Below are 23,303 nucleotides of genomic sequence, written 5' to 3' on the forward strand. Positions count from 1 at the left end.
GCATCGCTCGCCCGACCCGTTGCCCATGACGCCAGACAAAGCCCTCGAACTGAAACGCAGCAAGCGCCGTGCGCTGTGGCTGCTGCTGGCCGCCGTCGCGGTGTTCGTCACGATGATCCTGCTGCCGCGCGGCCCGTGGGTCGACGGCTTCAAGGCCGTGGCCGAAGCCGCGATGGTCGGCGCGCTCGCCGACTGGTTCGCGGTCGTCGCGCTGTTTCGCCGCGTGCCGATCCCGTTCGTGTCGCGCCACACCGAGATCATTCCGAAGAACAAGGACAAGATCGCCGACAACCTCGCGGTGTTCGTGCGCGAGAAATTCCTCGGTCCCGATGCGCTCGCTGCGCAGATCCGCCAGCACGATCCCGCGCAGAAGCTCGGCGCGTGGCTCGGCGAGCCGGCGAACACCGAGGCGCTCGGCGGCTATGTGACGAAGCTGATGAGTTTCGCGCTCGACATGACCGACGACGCGCGGATCCAGTCGTTCGTCCATGACGCGTTTCGCGCGGTGATCGACCGGATCGACCTGTCGCAATCGGCCGGCGCGATCCTCGACACGCTGACGAAGGATGGCCGCCACCAGGCGCTGCTCGACGATGCGATCGAACAGGTGGTCGACGTGCTCGACAAGGAGGAGAACCGCGAGGTGATCGCGGGTTTCATCGTCGAATGGCTGAAGACGCAGTACCCGAAGGTCGAGAAGATCATGCCGACGCAGTGGTTCGGCGAGAACGGCGCGCGAATGCTCGCGAGCGCGGTGAGTCGCGTGCTGGAAGGTGTCGCGGCCGACCCCGAGCACGAGCTGCGGCAACGTTTCGATCGGACGGTCGTGCGGCTGACCGAGCGATTGAAGCACGATCCCGCGTTCATCGAGAAGGGCGAGGAGATCAAGCGCTATATTCGCGACGGCGATGCGTTCAACGAGTATGTGCGCGACCTGTGGGATCAGTTGCGCGCGTGGCTGAAGGCCGATCTCGCGCGCCCCGATTCGGCGCTGCATCGGCAGGCCGTGATGCTCGGCGGCTGGCTCGGTGCGCGGCTCGCGGAGAGCCCGGCATTGCGTGCGTCGCTGAACGAGCACGTCGAGAAGGCCGTGCACGAGATGGCGCCGGATTTCGCGGATTTCCTGATGCGTCACATCCGCGACACGGTGCGCAACTGGGATGCGCGCGAGATGTCGCGGCAGATCGAGCTGAACATCGGCAAGGATCTGCAATACATCCGCATCAACGGCACGCTGGTCGGCGGGCTGATCGGGCTCGGGTTGTATCTGGTATCGCTGGTGCCGCGCTGGGCGGCCGGCTGGCTGCACTGACACGGCCACAGGTATCGCGCGGCGGGCGGGACGGGCTGCGCCCGCGCATCATGCGTGCGCTTTCGAGCCGTGCAGTTGCAGGCCGAGCGCCTTGATGACCTTCAGGATCGTGCCGAAGCTGGGGTTGCCGTCGTGCGACAGCGCCTTGTACAGCCCTTCGCGCGACAGGCCCGCATCGCGCGCGACCTGCGACATGCCGCGTGCCCGTGCGATCACGCCGAGCGCATGTGCGATGAAGGCCGGATCGTCGCCGCCTTCCTGCAGGCACGCTTCGAAGTAGTCGGCCATGTCGTCTTCGGTTTTCAGATGATCGGCCGAATCCCACGGCCGGGTGCTGATCTTGTCCATCGGTTACTCCATGTCGAGATGCGCGAGCATCGCGTGCGCGGCGCGGATGTCGGCCTGTTGCGCCGATTTATCGCCGCCGCAGAGCAGGATGACCCAGATCGTTCCGCGCCGGACGTAGTAGACGCGATAGCCCGGGCCGTGGTCGTGGTCGATCCGCATCTCGACGACCGGCGAGCCGGCGGACTTCCAGTCGCCCGGATTGCCCATCGAGAGGCGGTCGATGCGTGCCTGGATGCGGCGCTTCGCGACGCGATCCGGCAGGCCGGCAAACCAGGCGTCGAAGACGTCGGTGGTCCGGATGCTGAACGTAGGCGCACTGTAGGGCATGGATTGCAGTATGTCAACCATGGTTCACATGTCTGAGGTGTGGAGTGTCATTGCCGCTACGGTAGGGCCGTGCGCTTCGCTTGTGTGCCAAATGGCCGTTCGGCCGAAGTCGGGATCTTCCGAATCCGTCTACAATCAAAAACGTCCTTGCCGCCCGTGCGTGCGTGCCGCGCGCGGGCGGGTCCGTTTGTCCTCCGGTATCCGGAGGCGCCGCCGCGCAGCGCGTGTTGCGCGGCGGGCAGTGCCGTGGTTTGTGTCCAGTAGGTAAAGCGTCCGCGTGCCGTAGGCCGGTGCGCGTTCTGAACGCTGCGTGTCCGTAGGCCGGGCAGGCGGCATCAACCGAGAGTCCCCATGAAAGCATCGGATCTGTTCGTGAAGGCGCTGGAAGCCGAAGGCGTCGAGTACGTGTTCGGCATTCCCGGCGAAGAAAACCTCGATCTGCTCGAATCGCTGCGGCGATCGAAGATCAAGCTCGTGCTGACCCGGCACGAGCAGGCGGCCGGGTTCATGGCCGCCACCTACGGCCGCCTGACGGGCCGCACCGGCGTGTGTATCGCCACGCTCGGGCCCGGCGCGACGAACTTCGTGACGGCCGCCGCGTATGCGCAGCTCGGCGGCATGCCGATGCTGATGATCACCGGGCAGAAGCCGATCAAGTCCAGCAAGCAGGGCCACTTCCAGATCGTCGACGTGGTCGACATGATGCAGCCGCTCACGAAGTTCACGCGGCAGATCGTGTCGATCGGCAACATCCCGTCGGCCGTGCGCGAGGCGTTCCGTCGCGCGGAGGAAGAGCGCCCGGGCGCCGCGCACCTCGAGCTGCCGGAAGACATCGCGCACGAGGAGGGCGACGGCAAGCCGATCCCGCGCAGCTACAGCCGGCGGCCGGTGGCCGAGGAGAAGGCGGTCGCGCACGCGGTCGACGCGATCCAGGCCGCGCGCCATCCGCTCCTGATGATCGGCGCGGGCGGCAACCGCAAGACCACCTGCAAGATGCTGCTCGAATTCGTCGACAAGACGGGCATCCCGTTCTTCACGACGCAGATGGGCAAGGGCGTGATCGACGAGACGCACCCGCTGTGGCTCGGCAACGCGACGCTGTCCGACGGCGATTTCGTGCACCGTGCGATCGAGCACGCGGACTGCATCATCAACGTCGGCCACGACGTGATCGAGAAGCCGCCGTTCTTCATGCGTACCGACGACAAGACCGTGATCCACGTGAACTTCCTCGGCGCGCAGGTCGATCCTGTTTATTTCCCGCAGATCGAGGTGGTCGGCGACATCGCGAACGCGGTGTGGCAGATGAAGGAAGCGGTGACGCCGCAATCGCACTGGGATTTCGAACGCTTCCGGATGATCAAGGAGCATTTCGACGCGCATCTGCAGAAAGGGCAGCACGACTCGCGCTTTCCGATGTACCCGGTGCGGATCGTCAACGATCTGTACAACGCGATGCCGGTCGACGGCATCGTCTGTCTCGACAACGGGATGTACAAGATCTGGTTCGCGCGCTACTGGCGCGCGCACGAGCCGAATTCGCTGCTGCTCGACAACGCGCTCGCGTCGATGGGGGCGGGGCTGCCGTCGGCGATCGCGACGAAGATCGTGCATCCGCAGCGCAAGGTGATCGCCGTGTGCGGCGACGGCGGTTTCATGATGAATTCGCAGGAGCTCGAAACGGCCGTGCGGCTGAAGCTCGACCTCGTCGTGATGATCCTGCGCGACGACGCGTTCGGGATGATCCGCTGGAAGCAGGAGAACATGAATTTCCCCGATTTCGCGATGACGCTGCAGAACCCCGATTTCGTCGCATATGCGCAAAGCTACGGCGCGCACGGGCATCGCGTCGAATCGGCCGACGATCTCGAGCCGCTGCTGCGCGAGTGTTTCTCGTCGCCGGGCGTGCACGTGATCGACGTGCCGATCGACTACTCGGACAACGAGCGCGTGCTGAACCGCGAGATCAAGCGCCTGTCGGCGCAACTCTGAATGCCACGTTCACAGGAAGGAGTCGTTCCATGTTGAAGGAAACCTATCCGTACTACCTCGCCAACGAAGCCGTCTACGCGAACACCGATCTGGACGTGACGGACAAGTTCAGCGGCAAGGTCGCGACACGCGTCGCGCTGGCCGACGCGAAGGCCATCGACGCGGCGATCGGCGCGGCGGTCGATGCCGCGAAGCCGATGCGCGAGCTGCCGGCCTACAAGCGGCAGGCCGTGCTCGATCATTGCGTCGCGCGCTTTCGCGAGCGCTTCGACGAGCTGGCCGAGGCGCTGTGCATCGAGGCCGGCAAGCCGATCAACGATTCGAAGGGCGAAGTGACGCGGCTGATCGACACGTTCCGCGTGGCGTCCGAGGAATCGGTGCGTATCGACGGCGAAATCATCAACCTCGAGATCTCCGCGCGTGCGCAGGGCTACACGGGCTACACGAAGCGCGTGCCGGTCGGCCCGTGCTCGTTCATCTCGCCGTTCAACTTCCCGCTGAATCTCGCCGCGCACAAGGTCGCGCCCGCGCTCGCGGCCGGCTGTCCGTTCGTGCTGAAGCCGGCGAGCCGCACGCCGATCGGCGCGCTGATCATCGGCGAGGTGCTCGCGGAAACCGACTTGCCCAAAGGCGCGTTCTCGGTGCTGCCCGCGCATCGCGACGGCGCCGACCTGTTCACGACCGACGAGCGTTTCAAGCTGCTGTCGTTCACGGGTTCGCCGGCCGTCGGCTGGGCGCTGAAGGAGAAGGCCGGCAAGAAGAAAGTCGTGCTGGAGCTCGGCGGCAACGCGGCCGCGATCGTCGATGCGGACCAGCGCGACCAGCTCGACTACGTGGTCGAGCGTCTTGCGTTCGGCGCGTATTACCAGTCGGGCCAGAGCTGCATCGGCGTGCAGCGGATCCTCGTGCATGCCGACCTGTACGACGCGTTGCGCGACAAGCTGATCGCGAAGACGCGTTCGCTGAAGATGGGCGACCCGAAGGATCCGTCGACGTTCGTCGGCCCGATGATCTCCGAATCCGAATCGCGCCGGCTGTCGGGCTGGATGGACGCGGCCGTCGCGGCGGGCGCGAAGATCGTCGCGGGCGGCAAGGTCGATGGCGCGATGTTCGAGGCGACGCTGCTGGAAAACGTCGGGCACGAGCAGGACCTGTACCGGAAGGAGGCATTCGGCCCCGTCGCGATCCTCGAGAAGTTCGACCGGTTCGACGATGCGCTCGCGCGCGTGAACGACAGCGACTTCGGGCTGCAGGCCGGCGTGTTCACCGATTCGCTCGCGCATGCGCAGCGCGCGTGGGACGAGCTGGAGGTCGGCGGCGTCGTGATCAACGACGTGCCGTCGTTCCGCGTCGACAACATGCCGTACGGCGGCGTGAAGGATTCGGGCCTCGGCCGCGAAGGGATCCGCTACGCGATCGAGGACATGACCGAGCCGCGGCTGATGGTCGTGCGGCGCCGGTAACGCGCAGGCAGGCGGCGCGGTGCCGCGGACGGCACGCGGGCGGGCGATCGGGCCAGCCCGCGTGCCGTTTTTCATGGTGCCGCGCACCTTGGGCCGGCGCCGGGCCGCACCGTGACCGCCGCGACCGCCGCGACCGGCGGGCGGCCCGAGCGCGCTCGACTGCGGGCCTCGCCTCGTGATGTAATCGCGCGAAACTGCCGACCGGGGTACGACACCGGAAAGCGCGAATTCATTCTTCACGAGGTCGATTCATGTCCCCCGTCTCGGCATTCAAGCTGGTTTTATTGTCATTTCTCGCGATCGTCGCGCTCGAATGCATCGCCAAGCGGCTGCGGTTACCGCCCGCGGCCGCGCTGCTGATCGGCGGCATCGGCATCGCGTTCATTCCCGGCCTGCCGCCGATCAATCTCGATCCGGAACTGGTGCTGCTGGTGTTCCTGCCGCCGCTGCTGATGGACGGCGCGTACTTCTCGGTGTGGGAGGAGTTCAAGCGCAACGTCGGCGGCATCCTGCTGCTCGCGATCGGCGCGGTCGTGTTCACGACGTTCGCGGTCGGCTTCGCCGTGCACTGGGTGGCGCCGTCGCTGCCGTGGGCCGCGTGCTTCGCACTCGGCGCGATCGTGTCGCCGCCCGACGCCGTGGCAGCGAAGGCCGTGCTCGAGCGCGTCGCGCTGCCGCGCCGGCTGATGGTGCTGCTCGAAGGCGAGAGCCTGCTGAACGATGCGGCCGGCCTCGTGCTGTTCCGTTTCGCGGTCGTCGCGGCGCTGTCGGGCACCTTCAGCCTCGGCCACGCGGTCGTGGGTTTCGCGGAGCTCGGGCTCGGCGGCGTGGTGGTCGGCTTCGCGGTCGGCAAGCTCGTCGTGTGGTTCCTGAAGCTGCTCGACGACGACTATCTCGTGATCACCGTCGCGGTGATTGCCGGCTGGATCGCGTACATCGCGGGGGAAATGGTCGAAGTGTCCGGCGTGATCGCCACCGTCACGGCCGGCATGATCGTCGGCTGGCATCAGCACGAGGTGTTCTCGGCGGCGGTGCGCACGCGCGGCACCGCGTTCTGGCAGGTCATCGTGTTCCTGCTCGAAGCGATGGTGTTCGTGCTGATCGGGCTGTCGCTGCGCGGCGCGATCCACCGGCTCGGCGGTTTCGAGCAGGTGCTCGCGACGATGGTGCCGCCGATGCTCGCGGTGCTGGCGGCGGTGATCGTGTCGCGCTTCGTGTGGATCTACGCGGTCGAGGCGCTGAAGTGGCCGGTGCGCGGGATCGCGCGGCGCGGCGAAGCGCCCGACTGGAAGGCCGCGACGATCATGAGCTGGGCGGGGATGCGCGGCGTCGTCACGCTGGCGATTGCGTTGTCGCTGCCCGAGGCGATGCCCGGCCGCGACGTGATCCTGGTCGCGTCGTTTGCAGTGATCCTCGTCACCGTGCTGCTGCAGGGCACGACGATCGGGCCGCTGATCCGGCTGCTGCGCCTGCCGCAGCGCGAAGAACGCGCGTCGCACCACCTGACCGAGCCGCAGACGTGGGCGTACGTCGAGGCGGCGCAGCTCGCGGCGATCCAGCCGCTCGTGCGCGACGAGAACGGGGTCGTGATCCATCCGCGCCTGCTCGAGCAATACACGTATCGCGCGGAATTGACGGAAAAGGCGAAGAACGAGCCGACGTATCCGGCTGAAGTGCGTGCCGCGCACTACGACGTCGTGCTGGCCGCGATCCGGGCCGGTCGCGCGGAACTGTTGCGCCTGCACCGTTCGGGGCGCATCCACGATGAGATGCTGCACGCGCTCGAGCGCGACCTCGACCTGCAGGAAGTGTCCGCGCAGCACGCGCGCGGGTAAGGCCGCCCCCTTCGTCACCTCGCCATCGAGCGGCCGGCGTCAGCCGGCCCGAAGCGCGCGCGGGCCAAACGTTGCCCGGCGCGCTTTTTTCTTTCGCGCGCCCGCCGATTGGGCGGATATTCATCCGGCCCTCAAATGCGACGGCGGCGAGCCTTGCAGCGCATGCAAACCTTATCGCACCGGTCTCGCAAACGTTATCGTCTTTCGAATCCGGAAATGATCCGATTTAACTGTTTCCGTCTCTTTCTACATATTTGGCAAAACTAAACCGGATTGAGATAGATGCTGTGTTCTAATTTCATTTAGAATCAGCCGGTTATGTTTATTGAGAGAAAGGATGCGGAGGTAATACGGTCGCCAACGGGGAGAAAGCGGCGTCCAAAACCCTGCAAGGCGGTGCCGACAGGCCAATTCGGCGGAATCAGGCGGTTTTTTCAACCGCTGGAATAAGATAGCGTCCCAAGTCTGATAAACAACTCCTATGAAAGAATCGATTGGAGAATCGGCGTTTGAAACTGTATTTATGAAAGAATCGAGCGGTGATAATGCCTCGGATTGTCTTGAATCGGGGTTATCGGTCCTTCTCGTCGACGATCAACCGTTCGTCGGCGAGGTGATCCGCCGCGCGCTGCGCAGCGAACATGACATCGACCTGCATGTGTGCACCGACGCGCACCGGGCGATGGCGGTCGCGCGCGACGTGAAGCCGACAGTCATCCTGCAGGATCTCGTGATGCCGGAGATCGACGGCCTCGATCTGGTCCGCGCGTGGCGCGCGGACGCCGGCACCGCTCGCGTGCCGATCATCGTGCTGTCCGCGAAGGAGGAGCCGATCGTCAAGCGCGAGGCGTTCATCGCTGGCGCGAACGACTATCTGGTGAAGCTTCCCGACGCGATGGAGCTGGCTGCCCGAATCCGCTATCACTCGAATTCTTACCTGATGTCCCGGCAGCGCGACGAGGCGCTCGATTTCCTGTCGCACGACATGCGTTCGCCGCAGACGTCGATCCTGGCGCTGCTCGATGTCTACCGGACCGAGCACGGCGAGATGCCGGCGATCATGGAGCGCATTGCCGGCCATGCGCGGCGCGCGCTCGCGCTGGCCGACGGCTTCATCCACCTGACCCGCGCGCAGTCCGAGCGCCGCGCGCACGAGGTCGTGAGTCTCAACGAGATCGTGCTCGACGCCGTCGACCAGCTGTGGGAGAAGGCGGCCGGGCTCGGCAGCCGGGTTGCCGCGCACGTGCCCGATACCGAATGCGTGACGATGGGCGACCGCATGATGCTGACGCGCGCGGTCGCGAACCTGATCGACAACGGGCTGAAGTACGGCCCGGCCGGCACGGACGTGCACTGCACGCTGGGCAGCGAGGACGGCGCCTGGCTGATCGGTGTCGAGGACACCGGCGCGGGAATCGCGCCGGAGCAGCGCACGGCCGCGACCGAATCGTTCGTGCAGCTCGAATCCGCGCATGGCGCGGCGCGCGGCGGCTTCGGCCTCGGGCTCGCGTTCGTCCGCGCGACGGCGGCGCGGCATCGCGGCCAGATCCTGATGCGCAATACGGCGCGCGGCTTCATGGTCGCGCTTCGGCTGCCGGCGCAAGCGGAGCGGTGATGTCGCGGCGCGGCCTGCCGGCGCCGCGCTGCCCGAGAGACCCTGATGTGCTCGTGGCGCGCCGTCCGGCGCGCAGGCGGGCGTGGATTTTTTCAACGCTGATTTTATAAAGCCCATAACGAACATGGCCACCGTGACGCCCCGCGCGACCAATGAAAGCCTGCATCCGACGATCGGCGCTGCCCGGCTGACGCTCGGCAATCGCATCCTGCTCAGCTTCGGCGTGCTGTTCGTGCTGATGCTGGTGACAGCCGGCGTGTCGTACGAGCGACTGCGCGCGATCAACGCCGAAGCCGTCAGCATCGAGCGCGACTCGCTGCCCGGCGTCTACCTCGCGTCGTCGCTGCGCGGTTCGGTCAACGAATCGTTCATGCTGCTGCAACGCGCGATCTTCGTCGACACCGGGCCCGACGCCACGCAGCACGATCTCGCGACGATCGCCGACGCGCTGAAGGAAGTCGAGTCGCTGTCGGTGGACTACCAGAACACGACGTTCCGCGACGACGACCGGCAGCGCTTCATGGCGTTCCGCGGCGCCTACGATCACTACGTGCCGTTGCTGAACGAAGCGGTGCAGAAGAGCCGCGCATCGCGCGACGAGGCCGTGGCCGCGTACGCGAAAGTGCAGCCTGCGTGGACCGAGGTCGTGCGCAACGCGAACGTGCTGGTGCAGGAGAATCGCAAGTTCGCGGAGCAGTCCGCGAAGCTGATCCGCGAATCCGTACAGGACACCGAGGTCGTGCTCGTCGGCGCGCTGACGATCATGCTGCTGTCCGCGCTCGGACTCGGCTACCTGCTGTACCGCTCGGTCACCGTCCCGATGGCGCGGCTCGTCGAGGTGCACGACGTGATGCGCACCGGCAACCTGACGCGCCGCCTCGACCTGCGCCGCCGCGACGAATTCGGCACGCTCGAGACGGGCTTCAACCGGATGGCCGACGAGCTGACCGAGCTCGTCGCACGCGCACAGCAATCGTCGCTGCAGGTGACGACGTCGGTGGCCGAGATCGCGGCGACGTCGCGCGAGCAGCAGGCGACCGCGAACGAAACCGCAGCCACGACGACCGAGATCGGCGCGACCTCGCGCGAGATCTTCGCGACGTCGCGCGACCTGCTGCGCACGATGAACGAGGTGGCCGGCGTGGCCGAGCAGTCGGCGACGCTCGCGGGCGTGAGCCAGAGCGGGCTCACGCGGATGGGCGAGACGATGCGCAGCGTGATGGACGCGGCCGGTTCGGTGAACGCGAAGCTCGCGATCCTCAACGAGAAGGCGCTGAACATCAACCAGGTGGTCGCGACGATCACCAAGGTGGCCGACCAGACCAACCTGTTGTCGCTGAACGCGGCGATCGAGGCCGAGAAGGCCGGCGAATACGGCCGCGGCTTCGCGGTCGTCGCGACCGAGATCCGCCGCCTCGCCGACCAGACGGCGGTGGCGACCTACGATATCGAGCAGACGGTGAAGGAAATCCAGTCGGCGGTGTCGGCGGGCGTGATGGGGATGGACAAGTTCTCCGAGGAAGTGCGCCGCGGGATGCTCGACGTGCAGCAGGTCGGCGGGCAGCTGTCGCAGATCATCGCCGAGGTGCAGACGCTCGCGCCGCGCTTCCAGATGGTCAACGAAGGGATGCAGACGCAGGCGAACGGCGCCGAGCAGATCACGCAGGCGCTGTCGCAACTGTCGGAGGCCGCGCAGCAGACGGCCGAATCGCTGCGCCAGTCGTCGCAGGCGATCGACGACCTGACGCTCGTCGCGAACCAGTTGCGCACCAGCGTGTCGCGCTTCAAGGTCGACGCGTGACGCGCGCCGACCCGCAGAACGGCGCCCACGCGCTGTTCCTGATGTTCGAGCTCGACGGCGGGCGCTATGCGCTCGACGCAGCCGGCATCGACGAGGTGCTGCCGCTCGCGGTCACGAAGGCCGTGCCCGGCGCACCTGAATGGATCGCCGGGCTGCTGATGCGCGGCGGCCAGCCGGTGCCGGTGATCGACGTGCCGATGCTGGCGCTCGGGCGCCGCGCGCATGCGCTGCGCTCGACGCGGCTCGTGATGGTCCGCTACCGCGCGGACGAAGCGGGCGGCGAGCGCACGATCGGGCTGATCGTCGAGCGTGCGACGCAGACGATGCGGATCGACCGCGCGGCGTTCCGGTCGAGCGGCATCTCGACCGCGCGCACGCGCTGGCTCGGGCCCGTCGCGAATACGCCCGATGGCGTCGTGCAGCAGGTATCGGTGTCCGACCTGGTCGACGACGTCGCGCGCCTGTATCTGTTCGACGGCCTGCCGGGCCACGGGGGAGAGTCCGCATGAAAGAGTTCGAATCGCGATTTCGCGGCTGGCTGCTGCGCGAGACCGGCATCGACCCCGATTCGCTCGGCAACGATTTCCTGACCCGCGCGCTGACGGAACGCGTGCATGCGCTGCAGGCGGACGGCGAGCGCCTGCCGTCGGCGGCGCGGCCGCCCGTCACGGAGGACGCGCTCGACGCCTACTGGCAGCAGCTCAACGCATCGGCCGACGAGCGGCGTGCGCTGATCGAGCTGTTCGTCGTGCCCGAGACGTGGTTCTTCCGCGACCGCGAGGCCTTCGCGACGCTCGCGCGGCTCGCGACGGAGCGGCTCGCCGCGCTGCCCGGCCGGGTGATCCGCGTGCTGAGCGCGCCGTGCTCGACGGGCGAGGAGCCGTATTCGGCGGCGATGGCGCTGCTCGACGCGGGGCTCGACCCGGCCAGCTTCACGATCGACGCGATCGACCTCAGCACGCGCGCGATCGAGCACGCGCGGCTCGGCTGCTACGGGCGCAATGCGTTCCGCGGCACCGCGACGGAGTTTCGCGCGCGGCACTTCACGCCGCACCGCGACGGCTGGCTGCTCGACGAGCGCGTGCGCGCGTGCGTGCAGTTCAGTCAGGCGAACCTCGTCGAACCGGCCGTGGATACCGGCATTCGCTACGATTTCGTGTTCTGCCGCAACGTGCTGATCTACTTCGATCGCGACGCGCAGGATCGCGTGATCCGCTCGCTCGACGCGCGTCTGGCCGACGACGGCATGCTGTTCGTCGGGCCGGCCGAAACGGGCGTCGCGATGCGGCACGGGATGCGCTCGGCGCGCGTGCCGCTGGCGTTCGCGTTTCATCGCGAGCCTGCCGGTGCGGCGACCGACGTATTCGCGGCCCGGCCGGCGGCGCCGCTGTCGGCGGCAGCGCCGTATCGGCGCGCGGACCGCTTCACGGTCGCGCCGCTCGCGGCGACGCGCTCGGTGCTGGCGGTCGCGCCGCCGGCGTGGCTCGGCGACACGCGTCAGCCGTTCGCGGCGCCGCCGCCGGCCATGAGTGCGGCCGCGTTCGACGCACGGGGTGACCTGCCGGTGACGGCGGCCGAGCCCGCCGCGCCGCTCGCACCGGTTGCGGAGGGCGCTGCACCGACACTGGAAGATGCGCAGGCGCTGGCGAATGCCGGCGCGTTCGACGAGGCCGAGCGCGTGCTCGCGCAGTTCTCGGCGCGCGTTGGGCCGCATGCCGATGCGTTCTACCTGAACGGGCTGATCGCGGACGCGCGCGGACGCGCCGCGGAAGCCGGCGACTTCTACCGGAAGGCGCTGTACCTGCGGCCCACGCACCACGAAGCGCTGACCCATCTCGCGACGCTGCTCGACGTCGGCGGCGATCGTGCGGGCGCGCAATGGCTGCTCGAGCGCGCACGGCGCTCGGCCGGCTGACAAGACGATGGGTTGGGACCGACACCGCGATGACCAGAGGACTTCATGAACCGCGCCGCCGCTGCCATTGACGAGACGACGATCGACGTCGACGATTGCTGGAACCGGATCGGCACGCGCGGCGACCGCTCGTGCGAGCGGCTGAACGACTGCCTGCGCTGCCTGAATTGCCCGGTGTACGCGTATCACGCGGCGAAGCTGCTCGAGCGCCCGCTCGACGGCGCCGAGATGGCCGACGCCACGCGCCGGATGAGCGCACCCGGCGCGCCGCACGTGCACGGCGCCGATGCCGATACGCACCACGCGGCGCTGGCGTTCCGCGTGGCCGACGAATGGCTCGCGCTGCCGATCGGCGTGCTGCGCGAGATCGCCGGCACGCGCCCGATTCATTCGCTGCCGCATCGCCGCCATTCGGCCGTGCGCGGCGTGGTCAACATCCGCGGCACGCTGCGCATCGCGATCTCGATCGGCGCGCTGCTCGGCCTCGATGCCGGCAAGGGCGGCAACGGCGGTGACGATGGCCGCTTCACGCGGCTGCTGGTGGCGGCGCACCAGGGCGAGCCGGTCGTGTTTCCGGTCGACGAAGTCGAGGGCGTGCTGCGCTTCGGCGCCTCCGACTGGGTGCCCGTGCCGGCGACGGTCGGGCGCGCGAGCGCCGGCCTGTCGCGCGGCGTGCTGTCGTGGCGCGGCAAGTCGGTGGGCCTGCTCGACGACGACCGTCTGTTCGACGCAGTCACACGGAGCATGCGATGAGCGGCGATGACGACCTGAGCCACCTGTCGCTGCTCGAGCTGTATCGCGAGGAGACGCGCACGCAGACCCAGGCGCTGTCCGAGCGGCTGCTGGCGCTCGAATCGGGCGAACCCGATTCCGTCGCGCTCGAGGCATGCATGCGCGCCGCGCATTCGCTGAAGGGCGCCGCGCGTATCGTCGGCGTGCCGCTCGGCGTCGACATCGCGGGGCGGATGGAAGAGTGCTTCGTCGCCGCGCAGGCCGGCACGATCGCGCTGACGGCCACGCACGTCGACGTGCTGCTGGCGGGCGTCGATCTGCTGGTGCGCGTCGGCGATCCGCAGGGGCAGCCCGTCACGCAGACGGAGATCGACGTGTTCGCGGCGGCGCTGACCGGCGCCGACGGCGCACAGACGATGCAGGCGGTGGCCGCGGTCCCGCCGCCGGTGCCGCCGTCGGTCGTGCCGTATCGGGAGCACGAGGGCGCCGCGAACGAACCCGTCGGGGCCAGCGCCGCGGTGCCGCCGCTTGCCGTATCGGGCGGCGTGCCCAATCCGGCCCAGGCCGGCCGCGTGGCCGGCGCCGGTGCGATGCGCCGCGTGCGTGCGGATACGCTGAACCGGCTGCTGAGCCTGTCCGGCGAATCGCTGGTCGAATCGCGCTGGCTCAAGCCGTTCGCCGAGTCGATGCTGCGCGTGAAGCGCGCACAGCGCGACGCGGCCCGCTCGCTCGATTTGATGTACGAACAATTCGCCGACGATCTCGACGCGGGCATGCTCGCGTCGATGAACGAAGTGCGGCACATGCTCAACGACCTGCAGCGTTCGCTCGCCGAGCGCATGGACGAATTCGACCGCTTCGAGCGGCGCAGCACGCATATCGCCGAGCAGTTGTACGACGAAGCGCTGCAGTGCCGGATGCGGCCGTTCGGCGACGCGACACGCGCGTATCCGCGCATCGTCCGCGATCTCGCGCGCTCGCTCGGCAAGCAGGTACGTTTCTCGATCGTCGGCGAGGGCACGCAGGTCGACCGCGACATCCTCGACCTGCTCGACGCGCCGCTCGGCCACCTGCTGCGCAACGCGATCGATCACGGTGTCGATTCGCCGGACGCACGCCGTGCGCGCGGCAAGCCGGCCGAGGCGAGCGTGACGCTGGAGGCGCGCCACAGCGCCGGCTCGCTGCTGGTCAGCGTGATCGACGACGGGCCCGGCGTCGACATGGACGCGCTGCGCGCGGCCGTCGTGCGCCAGCGCCTGACCGACGACGAGACGGCCGCGCGGCTGTCCGATCCCGAACTGCTCGAATTCCTGCTGCTGCCGGGCTTTTCGATGCGCGATGCGGTGACCGACGTGTCGGGCCGCGGCGTCGGGCTCGACGCGGTGCAGGAGATGGTGCGCGGCGTGCGCGGCGCGGTGCGGATCTTCAACGAGCCGGGCGCGGGCATGCGCTTCGTGCTGCAGTTGCCGCTCACACTGTCGGTGATCCGCAGCCTGCTCGTCGAAGTGGGCGGCGAGCCGTATGCGTTTCCGCTCGCGCACGTGCGCCGCACGCTCGAACTCGCGCACGACGATATCGACGTGCTCGAAGGGCAGCCGCATTTCCCGTTCGACGGCCGGCGCGCGGGCCTCGTCGCCGCGCACCAGCTGCTCGACGCGGGCGAGCCCGACGTCGCGCGCACGAGCACGGCGGTCGTGGTCGTCGGCGCGGAGCCCGAGTTGTACGGCGTCGCGGTCGACCGCTTCCTCGGCGAGCGGATGCTCGTCGTGCAGCCGCTCGACAGCCGCCTGCACAAGATCCAGAACATCGCGGCCGGCGCGCTGCTCGAGAACGGCGACCCGGTGCTGATCGTCGACGTCGAGGACCTGATCCGCTCGGTCGACAAGCTCGTGCGCGGCGGGCAGCTCGCGCGGCTCACGCGTGATCCACAACTCGCGCTCGCCGACCGGCGCCGCCGCGTGCTCGTCGTCGACGATTCGCTGACGGTGCGCGAGCTCGAACGCAAGCTGCTGGAAAAGCGCGGCTACGACGTGACGGTCGCGGTCGACGGGATGGAAGGCTGGAACGCGGTGCGCAGCGACGCGTTCGATCTCGTCGTCACGGACGTCGACATGCCGCGCATGGACGGCATCGAGCTCGTCACGCTGATCAAGGGCGATCCGATGCTCAAGCGCTTGCCGGTGATGATCGTGTCCTACAAGGATCGCGACGAGGATCGCCGTCGCGGGCTCGATGCGGGCGCCGACTACTACCTCGCGAAGAGCAGCTTCCACGACGAGGCGTTGCTCGACGCCGTGCACGACCTGATCGGGGACGCGCGCGGTTGACGTCCTCCACCGCCTAAAGGCGGCGGATTCCCACACCTGGCGATGCACGTCCGCATCGGAGAATGTTCAGCGCAGCGTTGATATCACGATCATGCTCGACACCACAGTCACTGCAGGCCCATTCTCTTATTCTCAGTCCTGCGATACCTTTCGGCCGCGCCGTGCTGTCTTTCGATCCGCACGCCGAACGGGACTGGGTCGAACCGCTTTCGTCGACTTCCTCAAACGTGACTCCGTGCGCGATCGCTTTGTAGCGGAGCTTGTTTCGGAGGGACGACCAGGACGCGTCGTAGACGCTCTTCGCCATCCTGGTTCTGGCGAGTTTTGCGGCCGACACGTTGCCGACCGCGATGTAATCGAAACGCCGCACCAGATCGAGTGCCAGCTTGTGCTGGAAATCGGCACGCGCATTCGCGACCTTGGCGTGCAGTTTCGCGATATGCCTTTTGTGCTTTCGCGCCTGCTGCGCTTTCGCGAGCTTCTCGGCCGCGCATCGACCGAACCGATCGTTAGGCAGTCTCTCGCCGGTCGAAAGTGTGGCGAAGTCTTTCAGGCCGAGATCGATGCCAACGCCAGAACGGATCGCTCGAGCCTGAACATCGGGCACCTCGATCACGATGTTGAGAAACCAGTTGCCGCGTGCATCCTGCGCAAAGTTGGTTCCGTCCTTGATCTTGCCTCCGGGAAGCGGTCGACTGTTGAACACGCGAAACGTGTTGCCGGCAAAGCGAAACGCTTCGCCTTCGCGCTTCAGGTCACGGCCCTTCAGCGGCACCCAGCCCAGCGATTTCCTGCCGCGATAGCGCAGGTAAGGGCGTCGGTGTTGGCTGCGCGACTTCGCATATTGCTCGCACGTCGCGTTGATCGTGCCGGAGTGGATGCCGAGTTCCTTGCTGCTCCCCGTCGTCAGCACGTTCAGATCAAACCCGGTCGGCCACTTCTTGCTCCACTTGAGCGTGTGCTTCTGCGTGTCGTTGCAGAAGTTCCAGACGTAGTTCACCGCACGGCTCTGCTTGTTGAGCAGTCCGTTGAGCGACTTCACGCGGTAGCGGTAGACAAGGATCATGCCGGTGATCCTAACCCGTCGAAGAAGCTGCCTGTCAACAGCATTCCTTTCCTTCCCGCCATCAATGGCGGGGTTTCTCGGAGCAAATTCTGATGAACATCGGCATCGTCAACGACCTGCCGCTGGCCGTGGAGGCGCTGCGCCGCGTGATCGCGCTGCGCACGGACCATCGCGTGCTGTGGGTCGCGACCGACGGCGACGAGGCGGTGGATTTCTGCGTCGCGCATCCGCCCGACGTGGTGCTGATGGATCTCGTGATGCCGAAGGTCGACGGCGTCGCCGCGACGCGCCGGATCATGGCGCGCGCGCCGTGCGCGATCCTGATCGTGACGGCGAGCGTCAGCGCGAACACGTCGTCGGTGTACGAGGCGATGGGCGCCGGCGCGCTCGACGCGGTCGATACGCCGACGCTCGCGCTCGGGCTGTCGACCGATGCGTCGCCGCAGGCGCTGCTCGCGAAGATCGACCAGATCGGCCGGCTGCTCGAAAGCCGCAGCGCGGCGCTCGTGCCGCCGGGGCCGACGCCCGCGCGCGGACAGCCGACGCTCGTCGCGATCGGTGCGTCGGCGGGCGGCCCGACCGCGCTCACCGCGCTGCTGCGCGCGCTGCCGGCCGATTTTCCGGCCGCGATCGTGATCGTCCAGCACGTCGACCAGGCCTTCGCGTACGGGATGGCCGAATGGCTCGACGGCTATACGCGGCTGCCGGTGCGCGTCGCGCGGCAAGGCAGCATGCCGCAGGCCGGCGAGGTGCTGCTCGCGGCGACCAACGATCACCTGGCCCTGTCGCCGCGCGGGGTGCTCGGCTATACGCGGTATCCGGTCGAGACGCCGTACCGGCCGTCGATCGACGTGTTCTTCAACAGCGTCGCCGACGGCTGGCAGGGCGAGGCGTTCGGCGTGCTGCTGACGGGCATGGGGCGCGATGGCGCGCTCGGCCTGAAGGCGATGCGCGCGAAGGGCTGCTACACGATCGCGCAGGACGAGGCGACCAGCGCCGTCTACGGGATGCCGAAGGCGGCCGCGGCGATCGGCGCGGCGTCGGCGATCCTGCCGCTCGAGCGGATCGCGCCCCAGCTGATCTCGCGCATCACGCGCCCCCTGCGCGACTGACGGCGTCCTGGGGGCGGGCGATGCTGTCCCGTGGCCGCATTGCGGGCGGTGAGCAGCGTCGCGTACAATGGCGGCCAGCGGAGATGGCATGCCTCCCAGCGGTCGTATTCGGCGCGTTGCGCTCGGTGCGGCCCTCAACCGCCGGTCAGCCCGGCTGATGATGCCTGCGTGTTCCTGGGTCGTCAGGAGGTCGCAGGCCGTCCATGCGGGTTTCTGCCGCCCAGGTTTTGATGTTCCGTCGAATCTGGAAATCATGTTTTTCACGACTTCTGCCGATCTTCTCGCGACCGTGCGCTATGTATGCCGCTGGCTCGCGCTCTCGGCCCTGCTCGGCACGCTGGCCGGCACGGCTTCCGCCCTGTTTCTGATCGCGCTCGACTGGGCGACCGGCACGCGCGTCGCGCATCCGTGGCTGCTGTGGGGGCTGCCGGCCGCCGGTTTCGCGACCGGCTGGATCTACCATCGCTTCGGCCAGTCCGTCGCGCGCGGCAACAACCTGCTGATCGACGAGATTCACGATCCGAAGGCGCTGGTGCCGAAGCGGATGGCGCCGCTCGTGCTCGTCGCGACCGTCGTCACGCACCTGTTCGGCGGCTCGGCCGGCCGCGAGGGCACGGCCGTGCAGATGGGCGGCGCGCTCGCCGATCGCGTCACGCAGGTGTTCCGTCTCGATCGCGAACATCGCCGCATGCTGCTGATGGGCGGCATCGCGGCCGGTTTCGCATCGGTGTTCGGCACGCCGCTCGCGGGCGCCGTGTTCGGGCTCGAGGTGCTCGCGATCGGGCGCGTGCGGTACGACGCGCTGCTGACCTGCGTTGCATCGGCGATCGTCGCGGACGTCGTCTGCCGCGCGTGGGGCGTGCATCACACGGCCTATGCGATTCCGTTCGTGCCGGCCGTGTCGGCGACGGGGCTGGCCGTGACGGTCGTCGCGGGCATGGCGTTCGGCGTGGTCGGGCGCTTGTTCGCGTTTGCGACGCATGCGTTGACCGCGTGGTTCAGGCGCGCCGTCCGCTATGCGCCGCTGCAGCCGGTGCTCGGCGGCCTGCTGGTCGCCGCGGCCGCTACCGCGCTGAACGTGCCGCAGTATCTCGGCCTCGGCATCCCGACGATCGAGGCTGCGTTTCATGGCCCGTTGCCGCTCTACGATTTCGCGGGCAAGTTCGCGTTCACCGTCGTCACGCTCGCGTCGGGGTTCAAGGGCGGCGAAGTGACGCCGCTGTTCTATATCGGCGCGACCCTCGGCAACGCGCTCGGCCAGGTGCTGGCATTGCCGGTGCCCGTGCTCGCGGGGCTCGGTTTCGTCGCGGTGTTCGCTGGCGCGGCCAATACGCCGATCGCGTCGACGATCATGGCGATCGAACTGTTCGGCGCGGATATCGGCGTGTATGCGATCGTCGCGTGTGTCGTCGCGTATCTGTTCTCGGGGCACGCGGGGATTTATCGCGCGCAGCGGGTGGTGGTGGGGAAGGGTGCGCAGGCCGAAGCGGAGTGATGCGGGCGCAGAAGGCAGGTTCGTCGCGGTTCCTCCGGGAACGTGACGCATGCGATGTCGGACGGGGGGCGTGTCGTTGCTGGTACATCTGATCGGGCCGGGCGGCGCCGGCAAGACCACGGTCGGGGCGATCGTCGCGGCGCGCCTGAGCTGGCGGTTCGTCGACGTGGATCAATGCTTCCTGGCCGCGCACGGGAACATCGCCGACTTCATCCGGGACCGCGGCTATGTCGAGTACGCTTCGCACAACATCCGGCTGTACGAGCAACTCAAGCGCGACATGTCGGCGCCCACGATCTGCGCGGTTTCGTCCGGTTTCATGCTGTATCCGGCCGATGTCGCGCCGGTCTATCCCGCGCTTCGCCATTGCATCGAGGAGGACCGGTTCACCGCGCTCCTGTTGCCTTCGTTCAATCTCGAACGCTGCGCGAAACTGATCGTGGGCCGGCAAATGTCCCGGCCGTATCTGAATGCGAATGAAGCCGACGAGATGCGCAAGATCCGCGATCGGTTCCCCGCGTTCATGCGCTTGAACTGCAGGCGGTTTGCGAGCGACGGCCCACCCGAACACGTGGCGGCCGACATCGAAAGCTTTATCGTGGCGTCGATGCCATCGAGTGAAGGCCGTCCGGATCCGGTCGCGGGCGGGCGGCCAATCCCGGTGCTTCGGCGACGGACCTGAAACCCCCGCTCCGTTACTGCTTCGGCAGCCGCGCGACATGCCGCGCCAGCAGTTCCTCGATATCGATGCCTTTTTCCGCCAGCAACGCGATGACGACGCCGTTCAGTTCGCCGAGCGTTTCCTTGACCGCTTCCCGGATCGTATCGACGACCACCTGCGTGCTGCGCTCGATCTCGATGTTGACCGTGTCGTTGACGCCCTTCGCATCGAAGGTCGTCGCGCGGCGCGTTTCGGGAATCAGCCAGACATCGAACCAGCCTTCGTCGCGGTTGACGTCGGACACCGTCAGGCTGCAGCCGTTGATCGCGATATAGCCCTTCGCGAACACGTAGCGCTTGAACGCCTCCGGCACGCCGATGCGCACCATCCGGTTGTGTTCGGACATTGCGATGTGCCGGATGGTCCCGGTGAAATCCACGTGGCCGGACAACGGATGACCGCCGATCTCCGCGCCGTCCTTCGCGGCGCGCTCGACGTTGATCCGGGCGCCGGTCGTCAGGTCGGCCAGCGTGGTGATGCGCAGGCTCGGCAGCATCACGTCGAAGTCGATCAGCTGCGGCGAATGGATGGTCGTCACCGTCAGGCAGACGCCGTCGACCGACACGCTGGCACCGATCTCGATATCGTCGGTAAAGCGCTCCGGGAATTCGATGCTGAAGGTTCTCAGTTCCCCGTGATCGGCGATGCGCTTGATGCTGGCAACGCCCTGGACAATTCCTGTAAACATGGTCGATCCCTAGTCGCAAATTTCCTGGTCGACATGATAAGGGATACCGGAAAAGGGCACTCCTCGGCATGCGGCGCCGGGGCGGCAGGCCTGACGCGCGGACGTAAAAAAGGCCGCGCACCTGGCACGGCCTCGATCCGGATCCGTTTACTGACGCGCGCCGGCGGCGATGACCGCGCCGCCGGCACGCGTTGCGACACGCCTGCGTCACACCTCGGCCGGCTCCCCCAGCGGCCCGGCATCGTCGTCCGCCGTGCGCCGCGGCGAATCGGCGAGCCCCTTCGCCAGCTCCAGCGCCTGCCGTTCGAACAGCCGGCGGTAGATACCGCCGTCGATCCGGATCAGCGCGTCGTGGCTGCCTTCCTCGATCACCTTGCCGCGATCGAGCACCAGCAGCCGGTCGAGCGCACGCACGGTCGACAGCCGGTGCGCGACCACGAGCGTCGTGCGACCGACCATCAGCCGCTCCATCGCCTGCTGGATCAGCAGCTCGCTTTCGCTGTCGAGGCTCGACGTCGCTTCATCGAGGATCAGGATCGGCGCATCGGCGAGGAACGCGCGTGCAATCGCGACCCGCTGGCGCTCGCCGCCCGACAGCTTGATCCCGCGTTCGCCGACGAGCGTGTCATAGCCGTCCGGCAGCGCGGCGATGAAGTCGTGCGCGCTGGCGAGACGCGCGGCGCGCTCGATGTCGGCGCGGCTTGCATCGGGGCGCGCATACGCGATGTTCTCCGCCAGCGTGCGGTGGAACAGCACGGGCTCCTGCTGGACGATCGCGATCTGGCTGCGCAGCGAATCCTGCCTTACCTGCGCGATGTCCTGGCCGTCGATCGTGATGCGGCCGCCCGACACGTCGTACAGGCGCTGGATCAGCTTGATGAACGTCGTCTTGCCCGATCCCGAGTGGCCGACGAGGCCCACGCGCTCGCCGGGTGCGATCCGCATCGAGAAGTCGTCGTACAGCGGCACCGAATGGTTGCCGTAGCGGAACGTCACGTGCTCGAAGCGGATCTCGCCTTGCCCGATCCGGATCGCCGGCGCCCCGGGACGATCGTCGATGCCGAGCGGCTGGCGTTCGAGCGCGACGAGTTCCTCCATGTCGTTCACCGAGCGCTGCAGGTTGCGGATGTGCATGCCGACGTCGCGCAGGTAGCCCTGCAGCATGAAGAACATCGTCAGCGCGAACGCGATGTCGCCGACGCTCGCCTCGTCGTTCGCCCACAGCCGCAGCGCGACGCCGATCATCGCGGCCTGCATCGCAACGAGCATCGCGCCCTGCAACCCGCCGTTCAACGTGCCGCGCACCCACGTGCGGCGCGTGCGCTGCCGCCACTTACCGATCACGCGTGCGAGCCGCGCTTCCTCGCGCGTTTCCGCGCCGAACGCCTTGACGACCGCATTGCAGCTCACGGCATCGGCGAGCGCGCCGCCCATGCGCGTGTCCCACAGGTTGCCGAGCCGCGCGGCCGGCGCGACGATGCCGAGCGACACCGCCACCGTCACCGTGATGTACAGCAGCGAACCCGCGCCGACGACGAGCCCCATCACGGGCCAGTGCGTGCCGAGCAGCACGGTGGCGCCGACGAGCATCGTGACCGACGGCAGCAGCGCGATCAGCACGGTGTCGTTCAGCAGGTCGAGCGCCCAGATCCCGCGCGTGATCTTGCGCACGGTCGAGCCCGCGAAGCTGTTCGCATGCCAGTCGGTCGAGAAGCGCTGCACGCGATGGAACGACGCGGCCGCGATCTCGCTCATCATCTTCAACGTGAGCGTGATGATGTTCAGGTAGACGCCTTGGCGCAGCACCGTCGCGCCGAGCCCGAGCGCGGCGAGCGTGCCGAACGCGACGAGAGCCGCATGCCACGCGGCGGCGCGGTCGGTCAGGCCGGTCGACAGCGCGTCGACGAGGCGGCCGGCGAACAGTGGCGTGAGCACGTCGGCGAGCGCGGCGAGCAGCGCAAGGCTCGCGACCGTGGCGGTGCGCGCCGGCTGCTTGCGCCAGTAACGGAAGGTGAAGCCGAAGACGGCCTGGAATGCCTGGCCGCCCAGATGGGAGGTTTTTCTGGTCATTTATCGTTGCCCGGCGCATCGCGCGACGGGACTTTCCGGTTCGGAGAACATCGAAAACGCAACAGCCGGGCCGCGCGAAACGCGCGGGCGAAAAACGAAACGGGCTGTCGGGAAACGGCGCGGCTGACGGGTCAGCGAAAAACTCGGGAGCCGGCGCGGACGGCGGGCTGGATCAGCTACGCCGTGGGACCACGTTCGGGAAGGTTGCTGGCATTCGGAACATCTGCACCTCCCCTGAAGTGAACGGTTGAAAGGACGCCGAAAAGACGTGAAAAGATTCTATCAGCAGTGTCGGGCACGCCGCAACGTCTGAGGAATGCGGCGTTGCAGCGTCGATACGGTTAGTATTCGGGTTTTTGGCCCTTCTTTTGCGGGCCAGCCACAGTGCGGCAGCGCAAGGGCCGGCACGCGCATCGATTACACTTCGGCGTTTGCGGCGCATGCCGCCGCGGCCCTCGCAGATTCACCACGATACATTCCTGAG

The 23,303-nt window shown here is 67.7% G+C and carries 18 protein-coding genes and 1 riboswitch; of the genes, 13 read left to right on the plus strand and 5 right to left on the minus strand.

The window, feature by feature from the left end; genetic code table 11:
* Positions 1–25 precede the first annotated feature (25 nt).
* Entirely contained in the window at positions 26–1,312 is a 1,287-nt protein-coding gene (locus CFB50_RS22320) for a DUF445 domain-containing protein (RefSeq protein ID WP_089447284.1), read from the plus strand.
* Between the two features lie 48 nt (positions 1,313–1,360).
* Here CFB50_RS22320 and CFB50_RS22325 read toward each other — a convergent pair whose 3' ends face one another.
* The gene (locus tag CFB50_RS22325) at positions 1,361–1,660 is read right to left on the minus strand and encodes an addiction module antidote protein (RefSeq protein WP_069251007.1); all 300 of its coding nucleotides are present in this window, start codon (positions 1,658–1,660) and stop codon (positions 1,361–1,363) included.
* A gap of 3 nt (positions 1,661–1,663) precedes the next feature.
* Positions 1,664–1,987 carry a type II toxin-antitoxin system RelE/ParE family toxin gene (locus CFB50_RS22330; RefSeq protein WP_373452982.1) on the minus strand — a complete coding sequence of 108 codons (324 nt, stop codon included), beginning with the start codon at positions 1,985–1,987 and terminating at the stop codon, positions 1,664–1,666.
* A 351-nt stretch (positions 1,988–2,338) separates the two neighbouring features.
* Between CFB50_RS22330 and CFB50_RS22340 the strand changes: the two genes are divergently transcribed.
* From CFB50_RS22340 to CFB50_RS22385, 9 genes are all read left to right on the plus strand, one after another.
* Positions 2,339–3,979, plus strand: coding sequence for an acetolactate synthase large subunit (locus tag CFB50_RS22340; RefSeq protein ID WP_089447287.1), 1,641 nt, complete (start codon positions 2,339–2,341; stop codon positions 3,977–3,979).
* Between the two features lie 29 nt (positions 3,980–4,008).
* Positions 4,009–5,442, plus strand: coding sequence for an aldehyde dehydrogenase family protein (locus tag CFB50_RS22345; protein WP_089447288.1), 1,434 nt, complete (start codon positions 4,009–4,011; stop codon positions 5,440–5,442).
* 251 nt (positions 5,443–5,693) lie between these two features.
* Positions 5,694–7,277, plus strand: coding sequence for a Na+/H+ antiporter (locus CFB50_RS22350; protein WP_089447289.1), 1,584 nt, complete (start codon positions 5,694–5,696; stop codon positions 7,275–7,277).
* 481 nt (positions 7,278–7,758) lie between these two features.
* Positions 7,759–8,892: a hybrid sensor histidine kinase/response regulator gene (locus CFB50_RS22355; protein ID WP_069251012.1), complete on the plus strand. Its 1,134-nt coding sequence runs from the start codon at positions 7,759–7,761 to the stop codon at positions 8,890–8,892.
* Positions 8,893–9,016: 124 nt separating this feature from the next.
* Positions 9,017–10,693 (plus strand): methyl-accepting chemotaxis protein, encoded by a 1,677-nt coding sequence (locus CFB50_RS22365; RefSeq protein WP_089447290.1) that lies wholly within the window; start codon positions 9,017–9,019, stop codon positions 10,691–10,693.
* Positions 10,690–11,202, plus strand: a complete 513-nt coding sequence (locus CFB50_RS22370) for a chemotaxis protein CheW (protein WP_089447291.1) — start codon at positions 10,690–10,692, stop codon at positions 11,200–11,202. Before CFB50_RS22365 ends, CFB50_RS22370 begins: the two co-directional genes overlap by 4 nt.
* Positions 11,199–12,608: a CheR family methyltransferase gene (locus CFB50_RS22375; RefSeq protein ID WP_089447292.1), complete on the plus strand. Its 1,410-nt coding sequence runs from the start codon at positions 11,199–11,201 to the stop codon at positions 12,606–12,608. Before CFB50_RS22370 ends, CFB50_RS22375 begins: the two co-directional genes overlap by 4 nt.
* Before the next feature lie 45 nt (positions 12,609–12,653).
* Positions 12,654–13,361 (plus strand): chemotaxis protein CheW, encoded by a 708-nt coding sequence (locus tag CFB50_RS22380; RefSeq protein ID WP_089447293.1) that lies wholly within the window; start codon positions 12,654–12,656, stop codon positions 13,359–13,361.
* The gene (locus CFB50_RS22385; protein WP_089447294.1) at positions 13,358–15,667 is read left to right on the plus strand and encodes a hybrid sensor histidine kinase/response regulator; all 2,310 of its coding nucleotides are present in this window, start codon (positions 13,358–13,360) and stop codon (positions 15,665–15,667) included. Before CFB50_RS22380 ends, CFB50_RS22385 begins: the two co-directional genes overlap by 4 nt.
* Positions 15,668–15,680: 13 nt before the next feature.
* Here the strand turns inward: CFB50_RS22385 and CFB50_RS22390 are convergent, their stop codons facing one another.
* Positions 15,681–16,733 carry an RNA-guided endonuclease InsQ/TnpB family protein gene (locus tag CFB50_RS22390; protein WP_089447295.1) on the minus strand — a complete coding sequence of 351 codons (1,053 nt, stop codon included), beginning with the start codon at positions 16,731–16,733 and terminating at the stop codon, positions 15,681–15,683.
* 92 nt (positions 16,734–16,825) lie between these two features.
* Here CFB50_RS22390 and CFB50_RS22395 point away from each other — a divergent pair, with 92 nt between their 5' ends.
* From CFB50_RS22395 to CFB50_RS22405, 3 genes are all read left to right on the plus strand, one after another.
* Entirely contained in the window at positions 16,826–17,845 is a 1,020-nt protein-coding gene (locus tag CFB50_RS22395; RefSeq protein WP_089447296.1) for a chemotaxis response regulator protein-glutamate methylesterase, read from the plus strand.
* A gap of 70 nt (positions 17,846–17,915) precedes the next feature.
* Positions 17,916–18,019: riboswitch (Fluoride riboswitch) on the plus strand.
* Positions 18,020–18,098: 79 nt separating this feature from the next.
* Positions 18,099–19,340, plus strand: coding sequence for a voltage-gated chloride channel family protein (locus tag CFB50_RS22400; RefSeq protein WP_089447297.1), 1,242 nt, complete (start codon positions 18,099–18,101; stop codon positions 19,338–19,340).
* Positions 19,341–19,410: 70 nt separating this feature from the next.
* Positions 19,411–20,022: a shikimate kinase gene (locus CFB50_RS22405; RefSeq protein ID WP_256979203.1), complete on the plus strand. Its 612-nt coding sequence runs from the start codon at positions 19,411–19,413 to the stop codon at positions 20,020–20,022.
* Positions 20,023–20,035: 13 nt separating this feature from the next.
* Here CFB50_RS22405 and CFB50_RS22410 read toward each other — a convergent pair whose 3' ends face one another.
* Both CFB50_RS22410 and CFB50_RS22415 read right to left on the minus strand, forming a co-directional pair.
* Positions 20,036–20,749: a riboflavin synthase subunit alpha gene (locus tag CFB50_RS22410; RefSeq protein WP_089447299.1), complete on the minus strand. Its 714-nt coding sequence runs from the start codon at positions 20,747–20,749 to the stop codon at positions 20,036–20,038.
* Positions 20,750–20,956: 207 nt separating this feature from the next.
* Complete coding sequence (locus CFB50_RS22415) at positions 20,957–22,819, minus strand: ABC transporter ATP-binding protein (RefSeq protein WP_089447300.1); 1,863 nt, start codon at positions 22,817–22,819, stop codon at positions 20,957–20,959.
* Positions 22,820–23,303 lie beyond the last annotated feature (484 nt).

This window comes from Burkholderia sp. AU33423, from assembly GCF_002223135.1.
GTDB classification, from domain to species: Bacteria; Pseudomonadota; Gammaproteobacteria; order Burkholderiales; family Burkholderiaceae; genus Burkholderia; species Burkholderia lata_D.